We start from the raw sequence: 18,419 nt of genomic DNA on the forward strand, positions 1-18,419 counted from the left end.
TCCCGGTCGTCGCAATGCCAATATCAAAAAGTTTTGATATTGGGTGATCGACGGTTAGTCGGCCTTTCGCACCAGATCGAGGAAAGCGGCCGGGGCGGGGCTCAGGTTCTGCTTCGGCCGCCAGATGGCATGCAAAGAGCGCTCGATACGCAGGTCCGCTACCTCCAGGCGTACCAGACGGCCGCTGGCCAGTTCCTCGCGAACCATGTGCGGCGAGAGCCAGGCAATGCCACGGCCATCCTGCACCAGCCGCTTGAGCGCTTCCGTGCTGCCGATGGACATGCGCGCGCGCACTTCTATGCCGCGCTCGCGGTAGGCCTGCTCGACGCTGGCGCGGGTGGCTGAGCCTTCCTCGCGCAGGTAGTGGGGCTGACCGGCGAGCTCCCGTGCGTCGAGTCCACTGCGCCCGGCCAATGGGTGCGCCGGTCCGGCAACCGGGAGCAGGCGGTCACGGTCCAGCAGGTGGCTGGCGAAGGCCTGCTCATCGAAGGCGCCTTCCACGAATCCCAGGCTGATGCTGCCGTCCTCCAGTTGCGCGGCCACCTCGCGGGTATTGCTCACGGACAGGTCGATCGCCACGCAGGGGTGCAGTCGGTGGAAGCCCTCGATCAACTCCGGCAGCAGGTAGCTGCCCAGGGTGGCGCTGGCCCCCAGGCGCAGTTCGCCATCGTCCAGGCTGGCGAAACCGCGCAGGTCGCGCTCGGCTGCTTCCTCCAGGGCGAAGATGCGCTGGGCGTAATGCAGCAGCCGCTGGCCGCCTTCGGTCAGACTCACTCCGCGCGGGCGTCGATCGAACAGTGGCAGGCCGATGCTGGCTTCCAGGTCACGGATTTCCCGTGTCACCGCCGGCTGGCTGATGAATAGGCGTGCTGCACCGGCGCTGACGCTGCCGCTCTCGGCGACCGCGAGAAAGACCTTGAGGTGATGAAGATTCATAGATGAAAGGCATGCCAAAGATGCTGAATATGTATTTTTCATATAGCACAGCGCTCCCTACTCTGGCTCCGACATTCATCCCGCCACGGGATCACCCGACCGGAGTCCGCGATGCCTCGCCCCTTCACCCGTCTTGCCGAACCCTTCGCCTTCGTTCGTCAGTTCACGCCCAGCTGGTTTGCCATGACCATGGGTACTGGCGCGCTGGCATTGGTGGTGGCGGCACTGCCTTGGGGCGGGGCGATCGAGGCGCAGCTTGCGGAAGGCCTGTGGTTGTTCAACGCCGTGCTCTTTGGCGGCTTCGCCCTGCTGTTCCTTGCCCGCGTCCTGCTGTTCCGCGACACCGTGCGGCCCATGCTGTTGCACCCGGTGCAGTCGATGTTCCTCGGCGCCATCCCCATGGGGTTGGCGACCTTGATCAATGGCCTGGTGCTGTTTGGCGCGCCGCACTGGGGCTCCCAGGTGATCGCCCTTGCCCATGGCCTCTGGTGGCTGGATGTGGTGCTGGCCCTGGGCGCAGCCTTGCTGGTGCCTTACCTGATGTTCACCCGCCAGGATCACGCCCTGGAGAAGCTCACTGCAGTCTGGCTGCTGCCCATCGTCGCGCCGGAAGTGGCCGCCGCCGCAGCCGGAGTGCTGGCGCCGCATCTTGCCCCGGAAGCAGCGCGGCAGATGCTGGTGGTCGGCTACCTGCTATGGGGCGTGTCCCTTAGCCTGGCGTTCTCGCTGATCACTCTGGTGCTGCTGCGCCTGGCCCTGCACAAGCTGCCGGGCAGCGAATTCGCCGCCACCAGTTGGCTGCCAGTCGGGCCGCTGGCCACTGGCTGCCTCGGGCTGTTGAGCCTGGGCAAGGCCATGCCCGCTGCCTTTGCCGACACGCCACTGGCGGGCGTGGCGGAACTCGCTCGTGATCTTGGCCTGCTGGGTAGCCTGCTGCTGTGGGGCGCCGCGCTCTGGTGGCTGGTGATGGCGCTGTTCTGCACCCGTCGCCACCTGCGCCAGGACATGCGATTCAACCTGGGCTGGTGGGGCTTCACCTTCCCCCTGGCGGTGTTCACCCTGGCCACCTTTGAACTCCAGCGGCGCACCGGCATGGACTTCTTCGGGCCGATTGGCGCGGCGCTGGCGCTCGGGTTGGCGCTGATCTGGCTGCAAGTGATGGCGCGGACACTGGCCGGACTCTGGCACGGAGAGCTGTTCCAGGCGCCCTGCCTTGCGGCTGCGGGAGGACTTTCGCGCAACTGACCGGTGAACAGCGACCATCTGTGATTGCCCGCGACCTGCCGGCTGGGCGAAAATAGCGGCCTTTTTTCGATTAGCCGTCTATTCAGACCTGCAGGAGATAAGCGATGCCCAGCCGTCGTGAGCGTGCCAATGCCATTCGTGCCCTAAGCATGGATGCTGTGCAGAAAGCCAACAGCGGCCACCCCGGCGCCCCCATGGGGATGGCCGATATCGCCGAAGTGCTCTGGCGGGATTACCTGCAGCACAACCCGAACAACCCCGAATGGCCCAACCGTGACCGCTTCGTGCTGTCTAACGGCCACGGCTCGATGCTGAACTACTCGCTGCTGCACCTGACCGGCTACGACCTCACCATCGAAGACCTGAAGAACTTCCGCCAGCTCGGCAGTCGCACTCCGGGCCACCCGGAATACGGCTATACCGCCGGCGTCGAGACCACCACCGGTCCGCTGGGCCAGGGCATCGCCAACGCTGTTGGCTTCGCCATCGCCGAAAAGACCCTGGCTGCCCAGTTCAACCGTGACGGCCACAACATCGTCGACCACAACACCTATGTGTTCCTCGGTGATGGCTGCATGATGGAAGGCATTTCCCACGAAGTTTGCGCACTGGCCGGCACACTCGGTCTGGGCAAGCTGGTCGCCTTCTACGATGACAACGGCATCTCCATCGATGGCGAAGTCCACGGCTGGTTCACCGACGACACTCCGAAGCGCTTCGAAGCCTACGGCTGGCAGGTGATCCGCAACGTCGACGGCCATGACGCCGATGAGATCAAGACCGCCATCGAGACCGCGCGCAAGTCCAGCGACCGTCCGACCCTGATCTGCTGCAAGACCGTGATCGGCTTCGGCTCGCCGAACAAGCAGGGCAAGGAAGAGTGCCACGGTGCCCCGCTGGGCAACGACGAGATCGCCCTGACCCGCGCCGCCCTGGGCTGGAACCATGCGCCCTTCGAAGTCCCGGCCGACATCTACGCCGAGTGGGACGCCAAGGCCGCCGGCGCCTCTCGCGAGGCTGAGTGGAACGAGCGCTTCAAGGCCTACGCCGCCGCCCATCCGGAACTGGCCGCTGAATTCCAGCGCCGCATCAAGGGCCAGCTGCCGGCCGACTTCTCCGCCAAGGCCGATGCCTATATCGCTGAGGTGGCCGCCAAGGGCGAAACCATCGCCAGCCGCAAGGCCAGCCAGAACGCCCTGAATGCCTTTGGCCCGCTGCTGCCGGAATTCCTCGGCGGCTCGGCTGACCTGGCCGGCTCCAACCTGACCCTGTGGAAGGGCTGCAAGGGTGTGTCCGCCGAGGATGCCTCTGGCAACTACCTGTTCTACGGCGTTCGCGAGTTCGGCATGAGCGCCATCATGAACGGCATCGCCCTGCACGGCGGTTTCATTCCCTACGGCGCCACCTTCCTGGTGTTCATGGAATACGCCTGCAACGCCGTGCGCATGGCTGCGCTGATGAAGAAGCGCGTGCTGTTCGTCTATACCCACGACTCGATCGGCCTGGGCGAAGACGGCCCGACTCACCAGCCGGTGGAGCAACTGGCCAGCCTGCGCTGCACCCCGAACCTGAACACCTGGCGTCCGGCCGACGCGGTGGAATCCGCCGTGGCCTGGAAGTCCTCCATCGAGCGCAATGATGGCCCGAGCGCGCTGATCTTCTCCCGCCAGAACCTGCCCCACCAGGCTCGCGACGCTGACCAGGTCGCGAACATCGCCCGTGGCGGCTATGTGCTGAAGGACAGCGACGGCGAACCGGAACTGATCCTGATCGCCACCGGCTCCGAAGTGGGCCTGGCTGTCCAGGCCTTCGAGGCGCTGACCGCCGCCGGTCGCAAGGTGCGCGTGGTGTCCATGCCGTCCACCAGCCTGTTCGACCAGCAGGACGCCGCGTACAAGCAGGCCGTGCTGCCGGTACAGGTTGGCGCGCGTATCGCCATCGAAGCTGCCCATGCGGACTTCTGGTACAAGTACGTCGGCCTGGAAGGTCGCGTGATCGGCATGACCACCTTCGGTGAGTCGGCGCCGGCCGCTGCACTGTTCGAACACTTCGGTTTCACCGTCGACAACATCGTCGCCACCGCCGAAGAACTGCTCGACGTCTGACCCGTTAATAGGAACGAGCTTGCTCGCGAAGCGTTTGTTTCGCGAGCAGGCTCGCTCCTACGGGGTTTCTTCTTCCTTTCCGGCCCTGCGAGCGCACCATGCCAAGCAACCGCCCCTTCAAAGTCGCCCTCAACGGCTACGGCCGCATTGGCCGTTGCGTGCTGCGCGCGCTCCACGAGCGTAGTGGCGGGGCGAGCTTCGAGATCGTCGCGCTGAACGACCTGGCCGATCAGGCCAGCATCGAATACCTGACCCGCTTCGACTCCACCCACGGCCGCTTCCCTGGCGAAGTCCGCGTGGACGGCGATTGCCTGCACATCAACGGCGACTGCGTGAAGGTGCTGCGCCACGCCGAGCCTGAGGGCATCGACTGGGCCGCCCTGGGCGTGGATCTGGTGCTGGAGTGCTCCGGCCAGTACACGCACCGCGAGCAGGCCGAGCGTTTCCTCGCTGCCGGCGCGCCGCGTGTGCTGCTGTCCCAGCCGATGTCCAACGAGTCGGACATCGACGCCACCATCGTCTTTGGCGTCAATCAGGACAGCTTGACCGGCACCGAGAAACTGGTGTCCAACGCATCCTGCACCACCAACTGCGGCGTACCGCTGCTGAAACTTCTCAACGAGTCCGTGGGTCTGGAGTACGTCTCCATTACTACCATCCACTCGGCGATGAACGACCAGCCCGTGATCGACGCCTACCACCACGAAGACCTGCGCCGCACCCGCTCCGCCTTCCAGTCGGTGATTCCGGTATCCACCGGGCTCGCCCGTGGTATCGAGCGCCTGCTGCCTGAGTTGACCGGGCGCATTCAGGCCAAGGCGATCCGGGTGCCGACGGTGAATGTGTCCTGCCTGGACATCACCTTGCAGACTGCCCGCGACACGTCGGCCGCTGAAATCAATCGTGTGCTTCGCGAAGCCGCCGAAAGCGGTCCGCTGAAAGGTCTCCTGGCCTACACCGAGCTGCCCCACGCCAGCTGCGATTTCAACCACGATCCCCATTCCGCCATCGTCGACGGCAGCCAGACCCGTGTGTCCGGCCCGCGCCTGGTCAACCTGCTGGCCTGGTTCGACAACGAATGGGGCTTCGCCAACCGTATGCTCGATACCGCAGACCACTATCTGCGGGTTTCCGCTGCTTCTCGTTAACTACCAGCCCCCGTGAAGGACTGACCCCATGACCGTGTTGAAAATGACCGACCTCGACCTCCAGGGTAAGCGCGTGCTGATCCGTGAGGATCTCAACGTGCCGGTGAAGGACGGCGTCGTGAAGAGTGATGCGCGCATCCTTGCCTCCCTGCCGACCATCAAGCTGGCATTGGAGAAGGGCGCGGCGGTAATGGTCTGCTCCCACCTGGGCCGTCCCACCGAAGGCGAGTTTTCTGAAGAGAACAGCCTGAAGCCGGTGGCTGACTACCTGAGCAAGGCCCTGGGCCGTGAAGTGCCGCTGGTGGCCGACTATCTGGGCGGCGTCGACGTTGCCCCCGGCCAGGTGGTGCTGTTCGAGAACGTGCGCTTCAACAAGGGCGAGAAGAAGAACGCCGATGAGCTGGCGCAGCAATACGCGGCGCTGTGCGACGTCTTCGTGATGGACGCCTTCGGCACCGCCCACCGCGCCGAGGGCTCCACTCACGGCGTGGCCAAGTTCGCCAAGGTCGCTGCGGCCGGCCCGCTGCTGGCCGCCGAGCTGGACGCCCTGGGCAAGGCCCTGGGTAACCCGGCCCGTCCGATGGCCGCGATCGTTGCCGGCTCCAAGGTTTCCACCAAGCTGGACGTTCTGAATTCCCTGTCGCAGATCTGCGACCAACTGATCGTTGGTGGCGGCATCGCCAACACGTTCCTCGCTGCCGCCGGCTACAAGGTGGGCAAGTCCCTGTACGAAGCCGACCTGGTGGATACCGCCAAGGCCATCGCCGCGAAGGTCAGCGTGCCGCTGCCGGTTGACGTGGTGGTTGCCAAGGAGTTCGCCGAGAGCGCCGCTGCTACCGTCAAGGCCATTGCCGACGTCGCCGACGACGACATGATCCTGGACATCGGTCCGCAGACCGCTGCCCAGTTCGCCGAGCTGCTGAAGTCCTCCAAGACCATCCTCTGGAACGGTCCGGTCGGCGTATTCGAGTTCGACCAGTTCGGCAACGGCACCAAAGTCCTGGCCCAGGCCATCGCTGAAAGCCCGGCCTTCTCCATCGCCGGCGGTGGCGACACCCTGGCCGCGATCGACAAGTACGGCGTGAACGAGCAGATCTCCTACATCTCCACCGGCGGTGGCGCTTTCCTGGAGTTCGTCGAAGGTAAGGTGCTGCCCGCCGTGGAAGTGCTGGAGCAGCGCGCCAAGGCGTAACGGCCTGCTGCGCGTCGGAATAGCTGCGTTGAAAATGGCTTCAGACTGCTCATTTACAGTCGTAAACTCCGCGTCTTCAGCCATTTTCGCCTTGCTCTTTTCTAGCTCGCGAGGCCGTGAAGATCAGTGTCGCTGGTGTAAAAGGCCTAAACCATGGCAGGCCCCCGTGGTCCCTTGATAGGGGATGCAAAGAGGAGTGCCTGCCATGCGCTACGCTGCGATTCTGCTGATTCTCTGTGCTGGACTCTGGGGTTGTGCCGGTGGCAAGCCGTCCAGCACCTGTGAAGTGATCAGCCCGCCCCAGGTGATAGTCCCGAGCAACCAGGACGACCAGCGGGTGGAGGCTCAGGCCAGTGGCGACCCCACTATGAGCGATGAAGGACAACAGCACTGCCCATGACGGAGCGGTGCGCGGATGGCCGGAGCCATCCCCCAAGGAGACGTGGATGAAAGGATGGTTCGCCTTCGCGGGCGTCGCGCTGTTGGCGGGTTGCGCTGGTCAGCAGGCCCCCAGCGACGACTGGGCCCGCTGGGTCTGCGACAGCCAGGCCGAAGTGCTGTGGCGTTTCAGTGATGCGACTCAGGAGAGCATCGACCTGCGCCTGGGTGGTGGTGACATCGTCCACCGCCTGAAGCGGGAACCCTCGGGCTCCGGCGCGCTCTACAGCGACGGCAACCTGGCTTTCCACACCAAGGGTGATGAAGGCCTGGTCTACTGGGTGGCGACCGATGATCTGATCGGTCGCGGCTGCAAGGCCCTCTGACCCGTTTTTGATTTCCCCCGGGGTTGGCGGATGACCGCTCCTCCCCGGGAACTTGAACCCGGCCTGCCCCTGCGGCAGGCTTTGTAATTTGACAGCCCACCCAATCGGGAGACTGAAACACCATGGCACTCATCAGCATGCGCCAGATGCTGGACCACGCCGCCGAATTCGGCTACGGCGTTCCGGCTTTCAACGTCAACAACCTGGAACAGATGCGCGCCATCATGGAAGCGGCCGACAAGACCGATTCCCCGGTGATCGTGCAGGCCTCCGCGGGTGCTCGCAAATATGCCGGCGCTCCCTTCCTGCGCCACCTGATCCTGGCTGCCATCGAAGAATTCCCGCACATCCCGGTGTGCATGCACCAGGACCACGGCACCAGCCCCGACGTCTGCCAGCGCTCCATTCAGCTGGGCTTCTCTTCCGTGATGATGGACGGCTCCCTGCGTGAAGACGGCAAGACCCCGTCCGACTACGAGTACAACGTCCGCGTTACCCAGCAGACCGTTGCCTTCGCCCACGCCTGCGGCGTGTCCGTGGAAGGCGAACTGGGTTGCCTGGGTTCCCTGGAAACCGGCCAGGCCGGCGAGGAAGATGGCGTTGGCGCGGAAGGCATCCTGGATCACAGCCAGATGCTGACCGACCCGGAAGAGGCTGCCGACTTCGTCAAGAAGACCCAGGTGGACGCCCTGGCCATCGCCATCGGCACCAGCCACGGCGCCTACAAGTTCACCAAGCCGCCGACCGGTGACATCCTCGCCATCGACCGCATCAAGGAAATCCACAAGCGCATCCCCAACACCCACCTGGTGATGCACGGTTCTTCCTCCGTTCCGCAGGACTGGCTGGCGATCATCAACGAGTTCGGCGGCGACATTAAGGAAACCTACGGTGTGCCGGTCGAAGAGATCGTCGAAGGCATCAAGTACGGCGTGCGCAAGGTCAACATCGACACCGACCTGCGTCTGGCCTCCACTGGTGCCATCCGTAGCTTCCTGGCCAAGAACCCGGCCGAGTTCGATCCGCGCAAATACTTCGCCAAGACTGTCGAAGCCATGCGCGACATCTGCATCGCCCGTTACGAAGCTTTCGGCACTGCCGGCAACGCCTCCAAGATCAAGCCGGTCTCCCTGGAAGGTATGTTCCAGCGTTACGCCAAGGGCGAGCTGGCCGCCAAGGTCAACTGATCCCGTCGTGCTTCACGAGGAGCCCCGCCATGCGGGGCTCTTTCGTATCCGGCAACAGGAGTTTCCGATGCGCCTGCCCCTGATGATGGGTTTCGCCCTGCTGCTCACGGGTTGCGCCGGCCAGCCGCCGGTGGCCCCTGCGCCGCCGCCCGAGCCGGTAGCCAGCGATCCGCAGCAATGCCTGGATCGCACCGACTGCACCACCAAGACATCGCGCACCCTGATGTTCGTCTTCGACTATGCCGAAGCCGGCGGCGCCCTGGTGCAGCGTAAGGGCGTCTGGTTGTTCACGCCGTCGGCGGCGAAACCGTCCGGCTGGCCGTCGTTGAAGATCCGCCTGGCCGACCCGCCCGCTGGGCGCTTCGAGTTCGCCAGCCAGTGCCCGGCGGGCGATTGCCGGATCAGCGAAGGGGATCTGCTGCGGGTGTATCGCAGCTATCTGGGCGGTGACCCCTGCTCGTTGCTCGATCCGAAGGCGCTGGCGCGGTGCGTCGAGCCCGTCACCCCCAGCCCCTCTCCCTGAGTGAGAGGGGCGCCAGTTTGTACCAAGGCCGTCGTTTGAGTTCGGCATCACGCCCAGTTTCCAGCGTCTGCATGCATTCAGGCGCGAGTCACCCCTCTCCTCTTCAGGGAGAGGGGCCAGGGGGGAGGGGGCTCAAGGCGCCCGATGCTCGATCTTCAGGCTGTAGAAGGTCGCCGCTCCCGCTTCCGTCTCATATCCCTCGTTGTCCTGCGCATACACCCCCGCCTTGAAGTACAGCGGTTTCGGCGCCCAGGCTGTGGAGAGCTGTTGGCTCCACAGGCTGCCATTGACCATGACGCTGAGCAGACCGTTGGGTGTCAGGTCGATCACGTAACTGAAGCGCTGGTTGAGCGGGATGCCGCTGAGCAAAGGGATCACCACGCTGGTTTCGTCGTCGGGGGAGTTGCGCACCTTGGCGACGATGTTGGCGGTCTGCGTCTTGGTCTTGAACTGGTACTCCAGCTTGAGCATGGGGCTGGTGCTGCCGTAGGCGTGGATCTGGCCGATTACCAGCTTGCCGGTGGAGGGTACCTGGCTGACCGCAAGGTTGGCGCTGAGCAGGTTGTCGGCGCTGGGGTAGGTCCAGTTGCGCAGCTTGCCATCGGCATAGGTTTCGCGCAGTTCGCTGCGTGGGTAGACGGCGTTGGCAGTAGTGCTGCCGTTTACCGGTACCCAGAAGCGCACGGTGGCGCCGTCATTCTGGAAGTAGTAGTCGCGGTAGCCGCCCACCAGTAGCGGGGTTTCGATGGTGACAGCGGGTACGCCTACGGGAAGGGTCAGGTTCCAGGTGGAGAGGTCGATCATCACGGAGTTCTCGAAAGAAGCTTCCGGTCGGGCGCTGCGAGTCCACGTCACACGAATGCAGGACAGTGTTCCGGCCAATGTCGCTCGAACCAAAAGTGAGGTTGCATGTGGCAGTTGCCCGCCGTTTCGTCCGAAGGCGTTTGGCCGTCTCGCGAGCGCTTTATACGAAGGCGCTGGTGCCTTTGTCAGTTACCGATTGTCGGCATATTGGCGTCAATAATACGTCAAATCTGGCATTGGCCAGTATTGCGATATTGCCTTTCCGTGGGCAGCAGAAAACGGCCGGAAATGACCGGCCTTGATGGATAAGGAAATTTTCTGATCAGCCGCGCCGGTTTTTTGAAAGGCTCTGGCTCGGTGCTATCAGCGATGTCTGTGGTGCGCTCGAAGGGGAATTTGCTGGAACCTTGAACTGCGTCGCAAAGCCCCTGGGAACTTTTCGGGAGGCAGTCGACTGGTCGGGAGACGCTCGCGGTTCGCCCTGCTCGGGTAGACTGTCGCGCCTTCAATTTCCGCCTGTTTCGTCATGACCAGTCTCAAGTACCTCCGTGGCTACCCGGCCAGCCTCCAGGACCAGGTCGCGCAAATGATCGCCACCGGCCGTCTCGGTGATTACCTGGAGCGGCGTTACCCGGGACGGCATGAGGTGCAGAGCGACAAGGCGCTGTACAGCTACGCCATGGCCCTGAAGCAGGAGCACCTGCGCAACGCTCCGGCGCCGGACAAGGTGCTCTACGACAACAAGCTCGATGTGGTGCACAAGGCCCTTGGCCTGAACACCGCGATATCGCGGGTTCAGGGCGGTAAGCTCAAGGCGAAGAAGGAAATCCGCGTCGCCTCGCTGTTCAAGGAAGCCGCTCCGGAGTTCCTGCAGATGATCCTGGTCCACGAGTTGGCGCACCTGAAGGAGCGCGATCACACCAAGGCCTTCTACCAGCTCTGCGAGCACATGCTGCCTGGCTACCACCAGCTGGAGTTCGACCTGCGCATCTACCTTACCTGGCGAGAACTGCCGACCTGACCGGAGCTGGCTCGTCGCTTTGATCGGATCACGCGCCATCGGTCCAGCATCGGTGTTCGGCTCCAGCGCACGGGGGCATGAAAAGCAATGTCTGCCCGACTAGGCTCATAGGTAGCAGCCGACCGAGGCCCGCGGACATGCGTCCGAGATTTCGTACCCTCTGCGTCATTCTCTGGGTGCTGGGCCTGATCCCCTTCGCCGATGGCCGTGAACTGCTCGCGGTCGGCACCGAATTCCCCGGAATCTATGTCCTCGATGCCAAGGGCGCACCCAGTGGTCTGGGCATCGACGTGATGCGTGCGATCGCCAGCGACCTGGGCGATCAGGTGCGCTTCGAAAGCTACCCCTGGGCGCGCGCCCAGAAGCTGGTGGAGGAGGGCCGCGCCGATGTGCTGATCGGCCCCTATCGGACCGCCGCACGGGAGCTTCGCTTCCAGTTTGCCGAGCCCGGCTTCTATCGCGACAGCGTGGTGTTCTACGCGCGCAGTGAGACGTCCTCCGCCTGGGACGGCACCCTGGCAAGCCTGAAGGGACAACGGATCGCCATCATCCATGGCTGGATCTACGGCGAGCGATTCGAGGCTATGCGCGGCCAGCTGGACCTGCATGTAACGCCCTCGGTCGAACTGGCGTTCCGGCTGCTGATGGCGGGCCGCGCCGACCTGGCCGCGAGCAACGAGCGCGATTCCCGGCCGCGCATAGTGGAGCTGGGCATCTCCGGCAAGGTGAGAAAGCTCACGCCGGTGATCGATACCCAGGTCGGCTACTTCGCCTTGCCCAGGGGGGAATCCCACCGACAGCTGCGCGACGACATCGGTCGTGTGCTGAAACAGATGCGTGCCGATGGTCGGCTGAAGGATCTCGCCAGGCCCTATGGCGTGCCGCTGCCCTGAGCAATCCGTCCGATTGGCATCAGACTCCCATGGGCGCCGTGATGGCGCATAGCTACACTGCGGCCACAAAAAATGGGGAGAACCGTGTTGAGCGCAGCAGAGTCGGATTACTCGATCTACCGAAAGGTGGTCACGCAGCTGATGAATGGCGAGGAGCAACTCCCCAGCCTGCCAATGATCACCCTGGACATCCGCCGCGCCCTGGCCGACCCGAACGTATCCGTCGCGCGTTTGAAGCAGGTGATCAGCAAGGACCCGGCACTCAGCGCGCTGCTGATGAAGCACGCCTCCAGCATCATGTTCCGCTCCAGCACGCCGCCGCGGACGCTGGAAGATGTGATCCGTCTGCTCGGCCTGCAGGAGGTGGATCGCATCACCCTGATCCACAGCCTGAAAAGTCTCTTCACCCTCCACAGCGCCGCCCACAAGCAACTGTTCATCGGTGTCTGGGGACGGCTTACACGTCATGCCGCCATCAGTGCGGTGCTTGCCCGCCCCCTGGGTTTCACCTCGCCAGACCACGCAATGCTGGCCAGCCTGCTCTGTGATGTCGGCGATCTGGCGGTGCTCTCCGCCTTCAAGGACGCCAGCCAGGTCCCGAGCCCAGAGGTCTACGCACGTCTCTGCCAGGAGTACGGCCAGTCCCTGAGTGTGATCGTGCTGAAGAAATGGGCGGTGGATCAGAGCTACATCGACGTCGTGCGCAGCGTCAGGCAGTGGGACGTCGACAGTGGCGGCCGGCTCAGCCTGATTGATCTGGTAAACCTGGGGCTCTACCACGCCCTGCGCGATGAGGGGCGACAGGCCCGGCTGCCAGCCATCGAGCAGTTGGCCGCCTACCGTAAGCTGGCGCCTCCGCTGGATGCCCTGGACGCCGACGGTGGTCTGGCCCTGGTGTCCGCGCACCAGGATGCGATCCAGCGCATGGTCAGCCTGCTGCGATAGAGGGCGCACCTATACTCAGGCGTACCGCTGCCCTGGGGTGTTTCATGCGCCGACTCTCGCTGCTGTACCTCGGTTTGTGCCTGTGCTGGGCCGGCACCGTCGCGGCTGCCGAGCAATGGCGAGTGGCCGTGGCTGAAGTCCCCGGACTGGCCGAAGCGGATGGCACCGGACCACTGCTGGACCTGGTTCGAGCCATGGACCAGCAGCTCCCGGATATCGATTTCGAGCTGCAGATCATCCCTTTCGCACGCACCTTTCACCTGCTGCAGAACGGTCAGTGCGAGTTCCAGGTGCCGTTTCTCGGCAACCTGCCGCGTTTGCCGGCTGGGTTGCGCTATGGCTCGGGCCTGCTCTGGGAGGTTCGATTCGGCCTGTTCACCCGGCGTGCCAATAGCCTGAGCGTCGCCCAGTTGCTTGATCCGGCCCATGCGCTCAGTAGCGAGCGGCTGGCCGCAAGCGGTCTCGATGCCGGCCAGCAGGCGCAACTGATGCCGCTGCTGGGACACAGCTGGCGCGTGGATGAGCTACAGGAGCAGCTCGCCGCGCCGACCGTGACACCGGCCCTGCGCAGCCTGGCCTTTCCCTACAAGGTCGAGACTGATCGCGCCCATGCGCCCTGGCTTGGCTTTCCGGCGCTGTCTGGCAACAGCATCGAGGCCAGCCTGCAGAAGCTGGTGCGCGGCCGCATCGATGGCTACGTCTTCGCCGTGAACGAGACCGAACACGAAATCGATCGCCTGGGACTGCGTGAACAACTGCGCGCCCAGGATTTCGGCCTCTATCCGGTGAGGTGGCTGGTACCGGATACCCCGCGTGGCAGCCACGTGGACAAGCGCCTGACCGAAGCCTTGCGCAAGCTCCAGGCGCAACCTGGCTTCCAGCGGCTGCAGGCTCCATTGAACAAGCCGTCTCGGGACTGGAAGCCCTGGCCCTGATACAGCCGCGCGACATCCTCGGTCGAGATCGTGACCGGCCTCTTCTGTGCAATAGCACAAAGCTACTATTCTCCGGCGGTTAATCCCCGTTCCCAGGGGAGTCCTCCACAAAAAGAACGAAAGGCCGGACACATTGCCCGGGAGACACCCTCCCGCCTGGCACGGGTGACCGGAACCAGACGAGGGGTCGCAATGACAGCTTTGCTCACGCCAGGGGTACGCCTACTCGAGCGCTTCAGTTTCGCCCGCAAGTTCCAGTTGCTCTTCCTGTTGTTCATCCTGCCCCTGGGTTATGCCCTGTCCGTGATAGTTGGTGATTACCGTGATCGCCTCGGGGTCGTGGACGGCGAACTGAGCGGCTTGCGAGTCGTGCAGGCCCTTTCCGTCGTGCAGCATGAACTCGATGGCCAGCGCTTCCTGCTGGCGCGCCTCAAGGGTGGCGACGAGCGCGCGCGCCCGGCGCTGGAACAGCGTGCCGCCGCATTGGCCAAGGCGCTGGATCAGGTGGCGGTGCAGCTCAAGGTGGAAGGCATCGCCGGGCAGAGCCAGGTGCTGTTCGATGAGCTCCAGGGGCGTGCCAGTCAGGTGAAGCTGGACGGGGTACTGTCCCTGGCGCTTCCCGACGGGCTGGAGCGCTACCAGGGCATCCTGCAGGTGCTCCAGGCACTGCGCGAACAGGTTGCCACCGATTCCGGGCTGATCCTCGATCCCTGGCTCGACACCTATCTGATGATGGAGCAGCTCACCAGCGTGCAACCGCGCCTGCAGGAAACCCTGGGCAGCTTCGCCAGTAACGGCCATGGGGCGTTGGTGGCGCAGCACTTCACCCTGCAGAGCCGGGTGGCTCTGCGCGACCTGCGTCGCGCCCTGGGGGACACCGCGCGCCAGTTGCGCAAGGCCCGCAAGGCGCTGGCCCTGGCGCCGGGTGACATGAGCGCGCTGGAAGCGCCGTTCGCCGCAGCGGACGAAGGCATGGCCGGCTTCCTCGCCGGGGTGGACAAACAGGTCTTCGAGTCAACGCCTTTCACCCTGACACCTGCGCAGTTCGTCAGTCTGGTGGACGCACTGAACGGTCGCCTGCAGGACTTGCAGCAGGCACTGCAGGCACGCATGGCGTCGCGCCTGGGCGAGTATCGCGAACAAGCGCTGGGCAGCATGACGGAGGTGATGGGGGGGTTCGCGGCGCTGACGCTGCTGGCGTTGTACATGCTCCTGTGCCTGAACCAGTCCATCCGCCGGGGCACCGCGAGCATCACCGAAGCGACCGAAGGGCTGCGCGGCGGTGATCTCAGGGTCACGGCGAGGGTCCATGGACGCGACGACCTTGCGGGCATTGCCGAGGCCCTCAACGCAGCCCTGGCGCAATTGCGCGAGTCGTTGCTGGGGGTGAATCGCGAAAGCGAACAGCTGGGCGGCACGGTCGAGCAGCTCAGCAACCAGGCGCGGAATACGCTGGTATCAGTGGAACAGCAGCAGGGCCAGGTCAGCCAGATTGCCGCTGCCGCCACCCAGTTGGCTGCAACTGCCCAGAGCGTCGCTTCGAGTTGCGAGGACGCCGCCCGTGATGCGCTGCACACACGTGAGATCGCCATGCAGAGCAACCAGCGCAGCGCGCGCACCAGCGCCAGCATGAATCAGCTCAGCAGCAACCTGGGCAACAGCGTGGCTGCGTTGCAGCAGCTCCGCGAGCAGACCCGGCAGATCAACCAGGTGGTGGATGTGATCAAGGGCATCGCCGAGCAGACCAACCTGCTGGCGCTGAACGCCGCTATCGAAGCGGCGCGGGCCGGCGAGCAGGGGCGTGGCTTCGCCGTGGTGGCGGACGAAGTGCGCAGCTTGTCCCGGCGTACCCAGGACTCGACCGCCGAGATCGCGCAAACGGTCGCAGCGTTGCAGACCGTGGTGGGCGAGACCGTGGCACAGATCGAGGCCGCCTTCGGCCAGGCCGCAACCGACGTGGATAACGTGCTGGCCATGGGCGCCGACCTTTCCGGGATCGCCGAGGCGGTGCAGCGGGTGAGTGATCGCCTGGCGCAGATTGCCACCGCTTCCGAGCAGCAGGCCGCCACGGCGGACGAGGTGAGCGGCAGCATCCAGCAGGTGGACCAGGCCGCCAACCTGTTGCTGCAGGGCGCGCAGTCCGTCCAGGTGGCCGCCCAGCAGCTGCAGCAGGGCAGCCACGCCCTGACCCAGAACACCGGCCGCTTCCGTCTCGCCTGAGGAAGCAGCCGGGCCGGCCCTCAGACTCTCCAGAAGGGTTTGAGGGCCTCATCCAGCGCTTGTTCGCGGGTCAGGCCAATGTCCCGCAGGGCGTGGTCATCCAGTTCCAGCAGCTTGCGACGGGTGTGCAGGCGCATCCAGAAACGGTCCCAGCGATTGCCCGACAGGGCGGATGCGAGGGATACAGGCGTGCGCTGCTCCTGTTCCAGTTCCCGTGCGTGGAGAGTCAGGCGTACATCGCTCAGGCCGTTCATCATTGCGTTCCTCATGCCCTGTGGTGGATCGGGGTGAGAACATGATGTCCGTCGGCAATTTCACAATACAGATTCACGATCTGTATATTTTCTTCATACAGATTGCGTGGTTTTCTATCTGAATCCCCAGTTCAGCACCCATCTGTAATGGTCCTGCTGCGTGTTAACTCCGATTCAGGAGACTGTCATGAAGCTCTACATCAAACTGGCCGAAACTCTTGGCGAGCGCATCGAACAGGGCTATTACCGCCCCGGCGACCGCCTGCCTTCGGTGCGTGCACTGAGCCTGGAGCACGGCGTGAGCCTGAGCACGGTGCAGCAGGCCTACCGGATTCTCGAGGATGGCGGACTGGCTGAACCCAGGCCGAAGTCCGGCTACTTCGTGCCGCCGCGCCGTCAGACACCCGCGCTGCCGGCGATGAGCCGCGCGCCGCAGCGGCCGGTGGATGTATCGCAGTGGAACGACGTGCTCGATCTGATCAAGCGCAGCGCCAAGGACAACGTCCTGCAACTCGGTCGCGGCATGCCTGACATCACCAGCCCGACCTTGAAACCCTTGTTGCGCAGCCTCGGCCAGATCAGCCGACGCCAGGACGGCAGCGGCCTCTACTACGACAGCATCTACGGCACCGAGGCGTTGCGTGAACAGGTGGCGCGCCTGGCGCTGGATTCCGGTTGCCAGATCCCCGCCAGCGATATCGTCATCACCACTGGCTGCCACGAGGCGCTGTCGGTAGCGATTCGCTCCACGTGCGAGCCGGGTGACATAGTCGCGGTGGATTCGCCGAGCTTCCACGGCGCCATGCAGACCCTGAAGGGCTTCGGCATGAAGGCCCTTGAGCTGCCCACGGACCCGCTCAACGGCATCAGCCTGGAGGCGCTGGAAATGGCCCTGGAGCAGTGGCCGATCAAGCTGATCCAGCTCACCCCGAACTGCAACAACCCGCTGGGCTACATCATGCCGGAGGCACGCAAGCGCGCCCTGGTCACGCTGGCCCAGCGCTACGACGTGCCGATCCTGGAAGACGACGTGTACGGCGACCTCGCTTACCAGTACCCGCGTCCGCGCACCATCAAGTCTTTCGACGACGACGGCCGTGTGCTGCTCTGCAGTTCATTCTCCAAGACAGTGGCGCCGGGTATTCGCGTCGGCTGGATCGCTCCCGGCCGCTACCTCGACCGCGTGCTGCACATGAAGTACATCTCCACCGGCGCCACGGCGACCCAGCCGCAACTGGCGCTGGCCGAGTTCATCGGCAAGGGCCACTACGAACCGCACCTGCGGCGCATGCGCAGCCAGTACCAACACAGCCGCGACCAGATGATTGACTGGGTGATGCGCTATTTCCCCGAAGGCACCCGCGCCAGCCGGCCCCAGGGCAGCTTCATGCTGTGGGTGGAGCTGCCCGAGGATTTCGACACCTTGCGCCTGAACCGCGCCTTGCTGCCCAAAGGCGTACAGATCGCCGCCGGCAGCATCTTCTCCGCCTCCGGCAAGTACCGGAACTGCCTGCGGATGAACTACTCCTCCAAGCCGACCCCGGCGATCGAAGCGGCGGTGCGGAAGGTGGGGGAGACGATCAAGGAGTTGATGGGGGCGTAATCCGGGGTTTCAGGGCGTTTTCCTGTAGGAGCGAATTCATTCGCGAAAACCGCGAATGAATTCGGCAGGATGAGGCAGGCCAGTGGCCCGCATCGCGAATGAACTCGCCCCCACGGGCTCGGTTCCATTCAGAGCCAGTGTGCGTCCCAGAAGGGATAGTCGCCGATGTGGGCCACCAATCCTGCCCGCAAAGGGTTGGACACGATATAGCGAGCGACCTTCAACACATCCTCGTCCCGCCGCAAACCGTGGTCATGGAACCCGGGCTGCCAGACCACGCCGTCAATGCCCGACTGCATTCCGAGCTGTCTCGCGGACCGCCCCTTGAAGACCTTGACGACGGTCGAAAGGGAGATGGGTCCCCTGAGTTGAAACAGCCAATGCAGATGGTCAGGCATCAGTACCCAGGCCAATGAATTGATCACATTCTGCTCATGCAAGCGACGTAGCTCGGCGATGGCGATTCGGGCGTGGGTGAAGTCCCTGAACAGGGGCCGTCGGCCTTCCGTAGTGGTGGTGATGTGGTAGATCTGGCCGGGCAGAGAAATTCTGCCCGCCCTGAGGTCCTTGCTCGGCATGTCCATTGCGTCCTGATGTCGAAGGCAAAGACTGTAAAAGTCCGTGGCAGAAGCCGGCGCCTGCCG

Annotated in this window: 18 protein-coding genes; 14 read left to right on the top strand and 4 right to left on the bottom strand. The window is 64.2% G+C overall.

What is annotated here, in order from left to right; genetic code table 11:
- Positions 1-54: 54 nt before the first annotated feature.
- Positions 55-936: a LysR family transcriptional regulator gene (locus SA496_RS27730; RefSeq protein ID WP_120653519.1), complete on the bottom strand. Its 882-nt coding sequence runs from the start codon at positions 934-936 to the stop codon at positions 55-57.
- A gap of 111 nt (positions 937-1,047) precedes the next feature.
- Between SA496_RS27730 and SA496_RS27735 the strand changes: the two genes are divergently transcribed.
- The 8 genes from SA496_RS27735 to SA496_RS27770 all read left to right on the top strand — a co-directional run bounded on the left by SA496_RS27735 (position 1,048) and on the right by SA496_RS27770 (position 9,100).
- A complete protein-coding gene (locus SA496_RS27735) occupies positions 1,048-2,181 on the top strand; it encodes a TDT family transporter (RefSeq protein WP_120653518.1) in 1,134 nt (377 codons plus the stop codon).
- A gap of 104 nt (positions 2,182-2,285) precedes the next feature.
- On the top strand, positions 2,286-4,286 hold the full coding sequence (gene tkt / locus SA496_RS27740) for a transketolase (protein WP_120653517.1): 2,001 nt from the start codon (positions 2,286-2,288) through the stop codon (positions 4,284-4,286).
- A 98-nt stretch (positions 4,287-4,384) separates the two neighbouring features.
- Entirely contained in the window at positions 4,385-5,434 is a 1,050-nt protein-coding gene (gene epd, locus SA496_RS27745; protein WP_120653516.1) for an erythrose-4-phosphate dehydrogenase, read from the top strand.
- A 28-nt stretch (positions 5,435-5,462) separates the two neighbouring features.
- Positions 5,463-6,626 (top strand): phosphoglycerate kinase, encoded by a 1,164-nt coding sequence (locus SA496_RS27750; protein ID WP_120653515.1) that lies wholly within the window; start codon positions 5,463-5,465, stop codon positions 6,624-6,626.
- Between the two features lie 205 nt (positions 6,627-6,831).
- Positions 6,832-7,026 carry a hypothetical protein gene (locus SA496_RS27755; RefSeq protein ID WP_120653514.1) on the top strand — a complete coding sequence of 65 codons (195 nt, stop codon included), beginning with the start codon at positions 6,832-6,834 and terminating at the stop codon, positions 7,024-7,026.
- 46 nt (positions 7,027-7,072) lie between these two features.
- On the top strand, positions 7,073-7,390 hold the full coding sequence (locus SA496_RS27760) for an MliC family protein (protein ID WP_120653513.1): 318 nt from the start codon (positions 7,073-7,075) through the stop codon (positions 7,388-7,390).
- Between the two features lie 122 nt (positions 7,391-7,512).
- Positions 7,513-8,577: a class II fructose-bisphosphate aldolase gene (fba, locus tag SA496_RS27765; protein WP_120653512.1), complete on the top strand. Its 1,065-nt coding sequence runs from the start codon at positions 7,513-7,515 to the stop codon at positions 8,575-8,577.
- Positions 8,578-8,644: 67 nt separating this feature from the next.
- Complete coding sequence (locus tag SA496_RS27770; protein ID WP_330114786.1) at positions 8,645-9,100, top strand: hypothetical protein; 456 nt, start codon at positions 8,645-8,647, stop codon at positions 9,098-9,100.
- Between the two features lie 132 nt (positions 9,101-9,232).
- Here SA496_RS27770 and SA496_RS27775 read toward each other — a convergent pair whose 3' ends face one another.
- Positions 9,233-9,904 (bottom strand): polysaccharide lyase family 7 protein, encoded by a 672-nt coding sequence (locus tag SA496_RS27775; protein ID WP_120653510.1) that lies wholly within the window; start codon positions 9,902-9,904, stop codon positions 9,233-9,235.
- Between the two features lie 526 nt (positions 9,905-10,430).
- On the opposite strand from SA496_RS27775, the gene SA496_RS27780 reads away from it, so the two are divergent.
- The 5 genes from SA496_RS27780 (at position 10,431) to SA496_RS29390 (ending at position 15,918) form a co-directional block, all read left to right on the top strand.
- Complete coding sequence (locus SA496_RS27780) at positions 10,431-10,925, top strand: YgjP-like metallopeptidase domain-containing protein (RefSeq protein ID WP_120653509.1); 495 nt, start codon at positions 10,431-10,433, stop codon at positions 10,923-10,925.
- Between the two features lie 137 nt (positions 10,926-11,062).
- Positions 11,063-11,818: a substrate-binding periplasmic protein gene (locus SA496_RS27785; protein ID WP_120653508.1), complete on the top strand. Its 756-nt coding sequence runs from the start codon at positions 11,063-11,065 to the stop codon at positions 11,816-11,818.
- Between the two features lie 84 nt (positions 11,819-11,902).
- A complete protein-coding gene (locus tag SA496_RS27790; protein WP_330114787.1) occupies positions 11,903-12,763 on the top strand; it encodes an HDOD domain-containing protein in 861 nt (286 codons plus the stop codon).
- 44 nt (positions 12,764-12,807) lie between these two features.
- Positions 12,808-13,698, top strand: coding sequence for a hypothetical protein (locus SA496_RS27795; RefSeq protein ID WP_330114788.1), 891 nt, complete (start codon positions 12,808-12,810; stop codon positions 13,696-13,698).
- Between the two features lie 1,629 nt (positions 13,699-15,327).
- Positions 15,328-15,918 carry a methyl-accepting chemotaxis protein gene (locus SA496_RS29390; protein WP_372240472.1) on the top strand — a complete coding sequence of 197 codons (591 nt, stop codon included), beginning with the start codon at positions 15,328-15,330 and terminating at the stop codon, positions 15,916-15,918.
- Positions 15,919-15,938: 20 nt separating this feature from the next.
- On the opposite strand, the gene SA496_RS27805 is transcribed toward SA496_RS29390, so the two are convergent.
- Positions 15,939-16,172, bottom strand: coding sequence for a DUF1127 domain-containing protein (locus SA496_RS27805; protein ID WP_120655301.1), 234 nt, complete (start codon positions 16,170-16,172; stop codon positions 15,939-15,941).
- A gap of 187 nt (positions 16,173-16,359) precedes the next feature.
- Here SA496_RS27805 and SA496_RS27810 point away from each other — a divergent pair, with 187 nt between their 5' ends.
- Positions 16,360-17,775: an aminotransferase-like domain-containing protein gene (locus tag SA496_RS27810; RefSeq protein WP_120653504.1), complete on the top strand. Its 1,416-nt coding sequence runs from the start codon at positions 16,360-16,362 to the stop codon at positions 17,773-17,775.
- A gap of 128 nt (positions 17,776-17,903) precedes the next feature.
- Here SA496_RS27810 and SA496_RS27815 read toward each other — a convergent pair whose 3' ends face one another.
- Positions 17,904-18,359 (bottom strand): REP-associated tyrosine transposase, encoded by a 456-nt coding sequence (locus SA496_RS27815; RefSeq protein WP_417714988.1) that lies wholly within the window; start codon positions 18,357-18,359, stop codon positions 17,904-17,906.
- Between the last annotated feature and the right edge of the window lie 60 nt (positions 18,360-18,419).

The organism is Pseudomonas sp. JS3066, from assembly GCF_036328175.1.
Classification (GTDB): Bacteria; Pseudomonadota; Gammaproteobacteria; order Pseudomonadales; family Pseudomonadaceae; genus Metapseudomonas.

Excerpts from the sequence above, each read along its gene's own strand:
- SA496_RS27730 (WP_120653519.1), bottom strand. The coding sequence starts at position 936 with ATGAATCTTCATCACCTCAAGGTCTTTCTCGCGGTCGCCGAGAGCGGC.
- SA496_RS27735 (WP_120653518.1), top strand. The coding sequence starts at position 1,048 with ATGCCTCGCCCCTTCACCCGTCTTGCCGAACCCTTCGCCTTCGTTCGT.
- tkt (WP_120653517.1), top strand. The coding sequence starts at position 2,286 with ATGCCCAGCCGTCGTGAGCGTGCCAATGCCATTCGTGCCCTAAGCATG.
- epd (WP_120653516.1), top strand. The coding sequence starts at position 4,385 with ATGCCAAGCAACCGCCCCTTCAAAGTCGCCCTCAACGGCTACGGCCGC.
- SA496_RS27750 (WP_120653515.1), top strand. The coding sequence starts at position 5,463 with ATGACCGTGTTGAAAATGACCGACCTCGACCTCCAGGGTAAGCGCGTG.
- SA496_RS27755 (WP_120653514.1), top strand. The coding sequence starts at position 6,832 with ATGCGCTACGCTGCGATTCTGCTGATTCTCTGTGCTGGACTCTGGGGT.
- SA496_RS27760 (WP_120653513.1), top strand. The coding sequence starts at position 7,073 with ATGAAAGGATGGTTCGCCTTCGCGGGCGTCGCGCTGTTGGCGGGTTGC.
- fba (WP_120653512.1), top strand. The coding sequence starts at position 7,513 with ATGGCACTCATCAGCATGCGCCAGATGCTGGACCACGCCGCCGAATTC.
- SA496_RS27770 (WP_330114786.1), top strand. The coding sequence starts at position 8,645 with ATGCGCCTGCCCCTGATGATGGGTTTCGCCCTGCTGCTCACGGGTTGC.
- SA496_RS27775 (WP_120653510.1), bottom strand. The coding sequence starts at position 9,904 with ATGATCGACCTCTCCACCTGGAACCTGACCCTTCCCGTAGGCGTACCC.
- SA496_RS27780 (WP_120653509.1), top strand. The coding sequence starts at position 10,431 with ATGACCAGTCTCAAGTACCTCCGTGGCTACCCGGCCAGCCTCCAGGAC.
- SA496_RS27785 (WP_120653508.1), top strand. The coding sequence starts at position 11,063 with ATGCGTCCGAGATTTCGTACCCTCTGCGTCATTCTCTGGGTGCTGGGC.
- SA496_RS27795 (WP_330114788.1), top strand. The coding sequence starts at position 12,808 with ATGCGCCGACTCTCGCTGCTGTACCTCGGTTTGTGCCTGTGCTGGGCC.
- SA496_RS29390 (WP_372240472.1), top strand. The coding sequence starts at position 15,328 with ATGAATCAGCTCAGCAGCAACCTGGGCAACAGCGTGGCTGCGTTGCAG.
- SA496_RS27805 (WP_120655301.1), bottom strand. The coding sequence starts at position 16,172 with ATGAACGGCCTGAGCGATGTACGCCTGACTCTCCACGCACGGGAACTG.
- SA496_RS27810 (WP_120653504.1), top strand. The coding sequence starts at position 16,360 with ATGAAGCTCTACATCAAACTGGCCGAAACTCTTGGCGAGCGCATCGAA.
- SA496_RS27815 (WP_417714988.1), bottom strand. The coding sequence starts at position 18,359 with ATGGACATGCCGAGCAAGGACCTCAGGGCGGGCAGAATTTCTCTGCCC.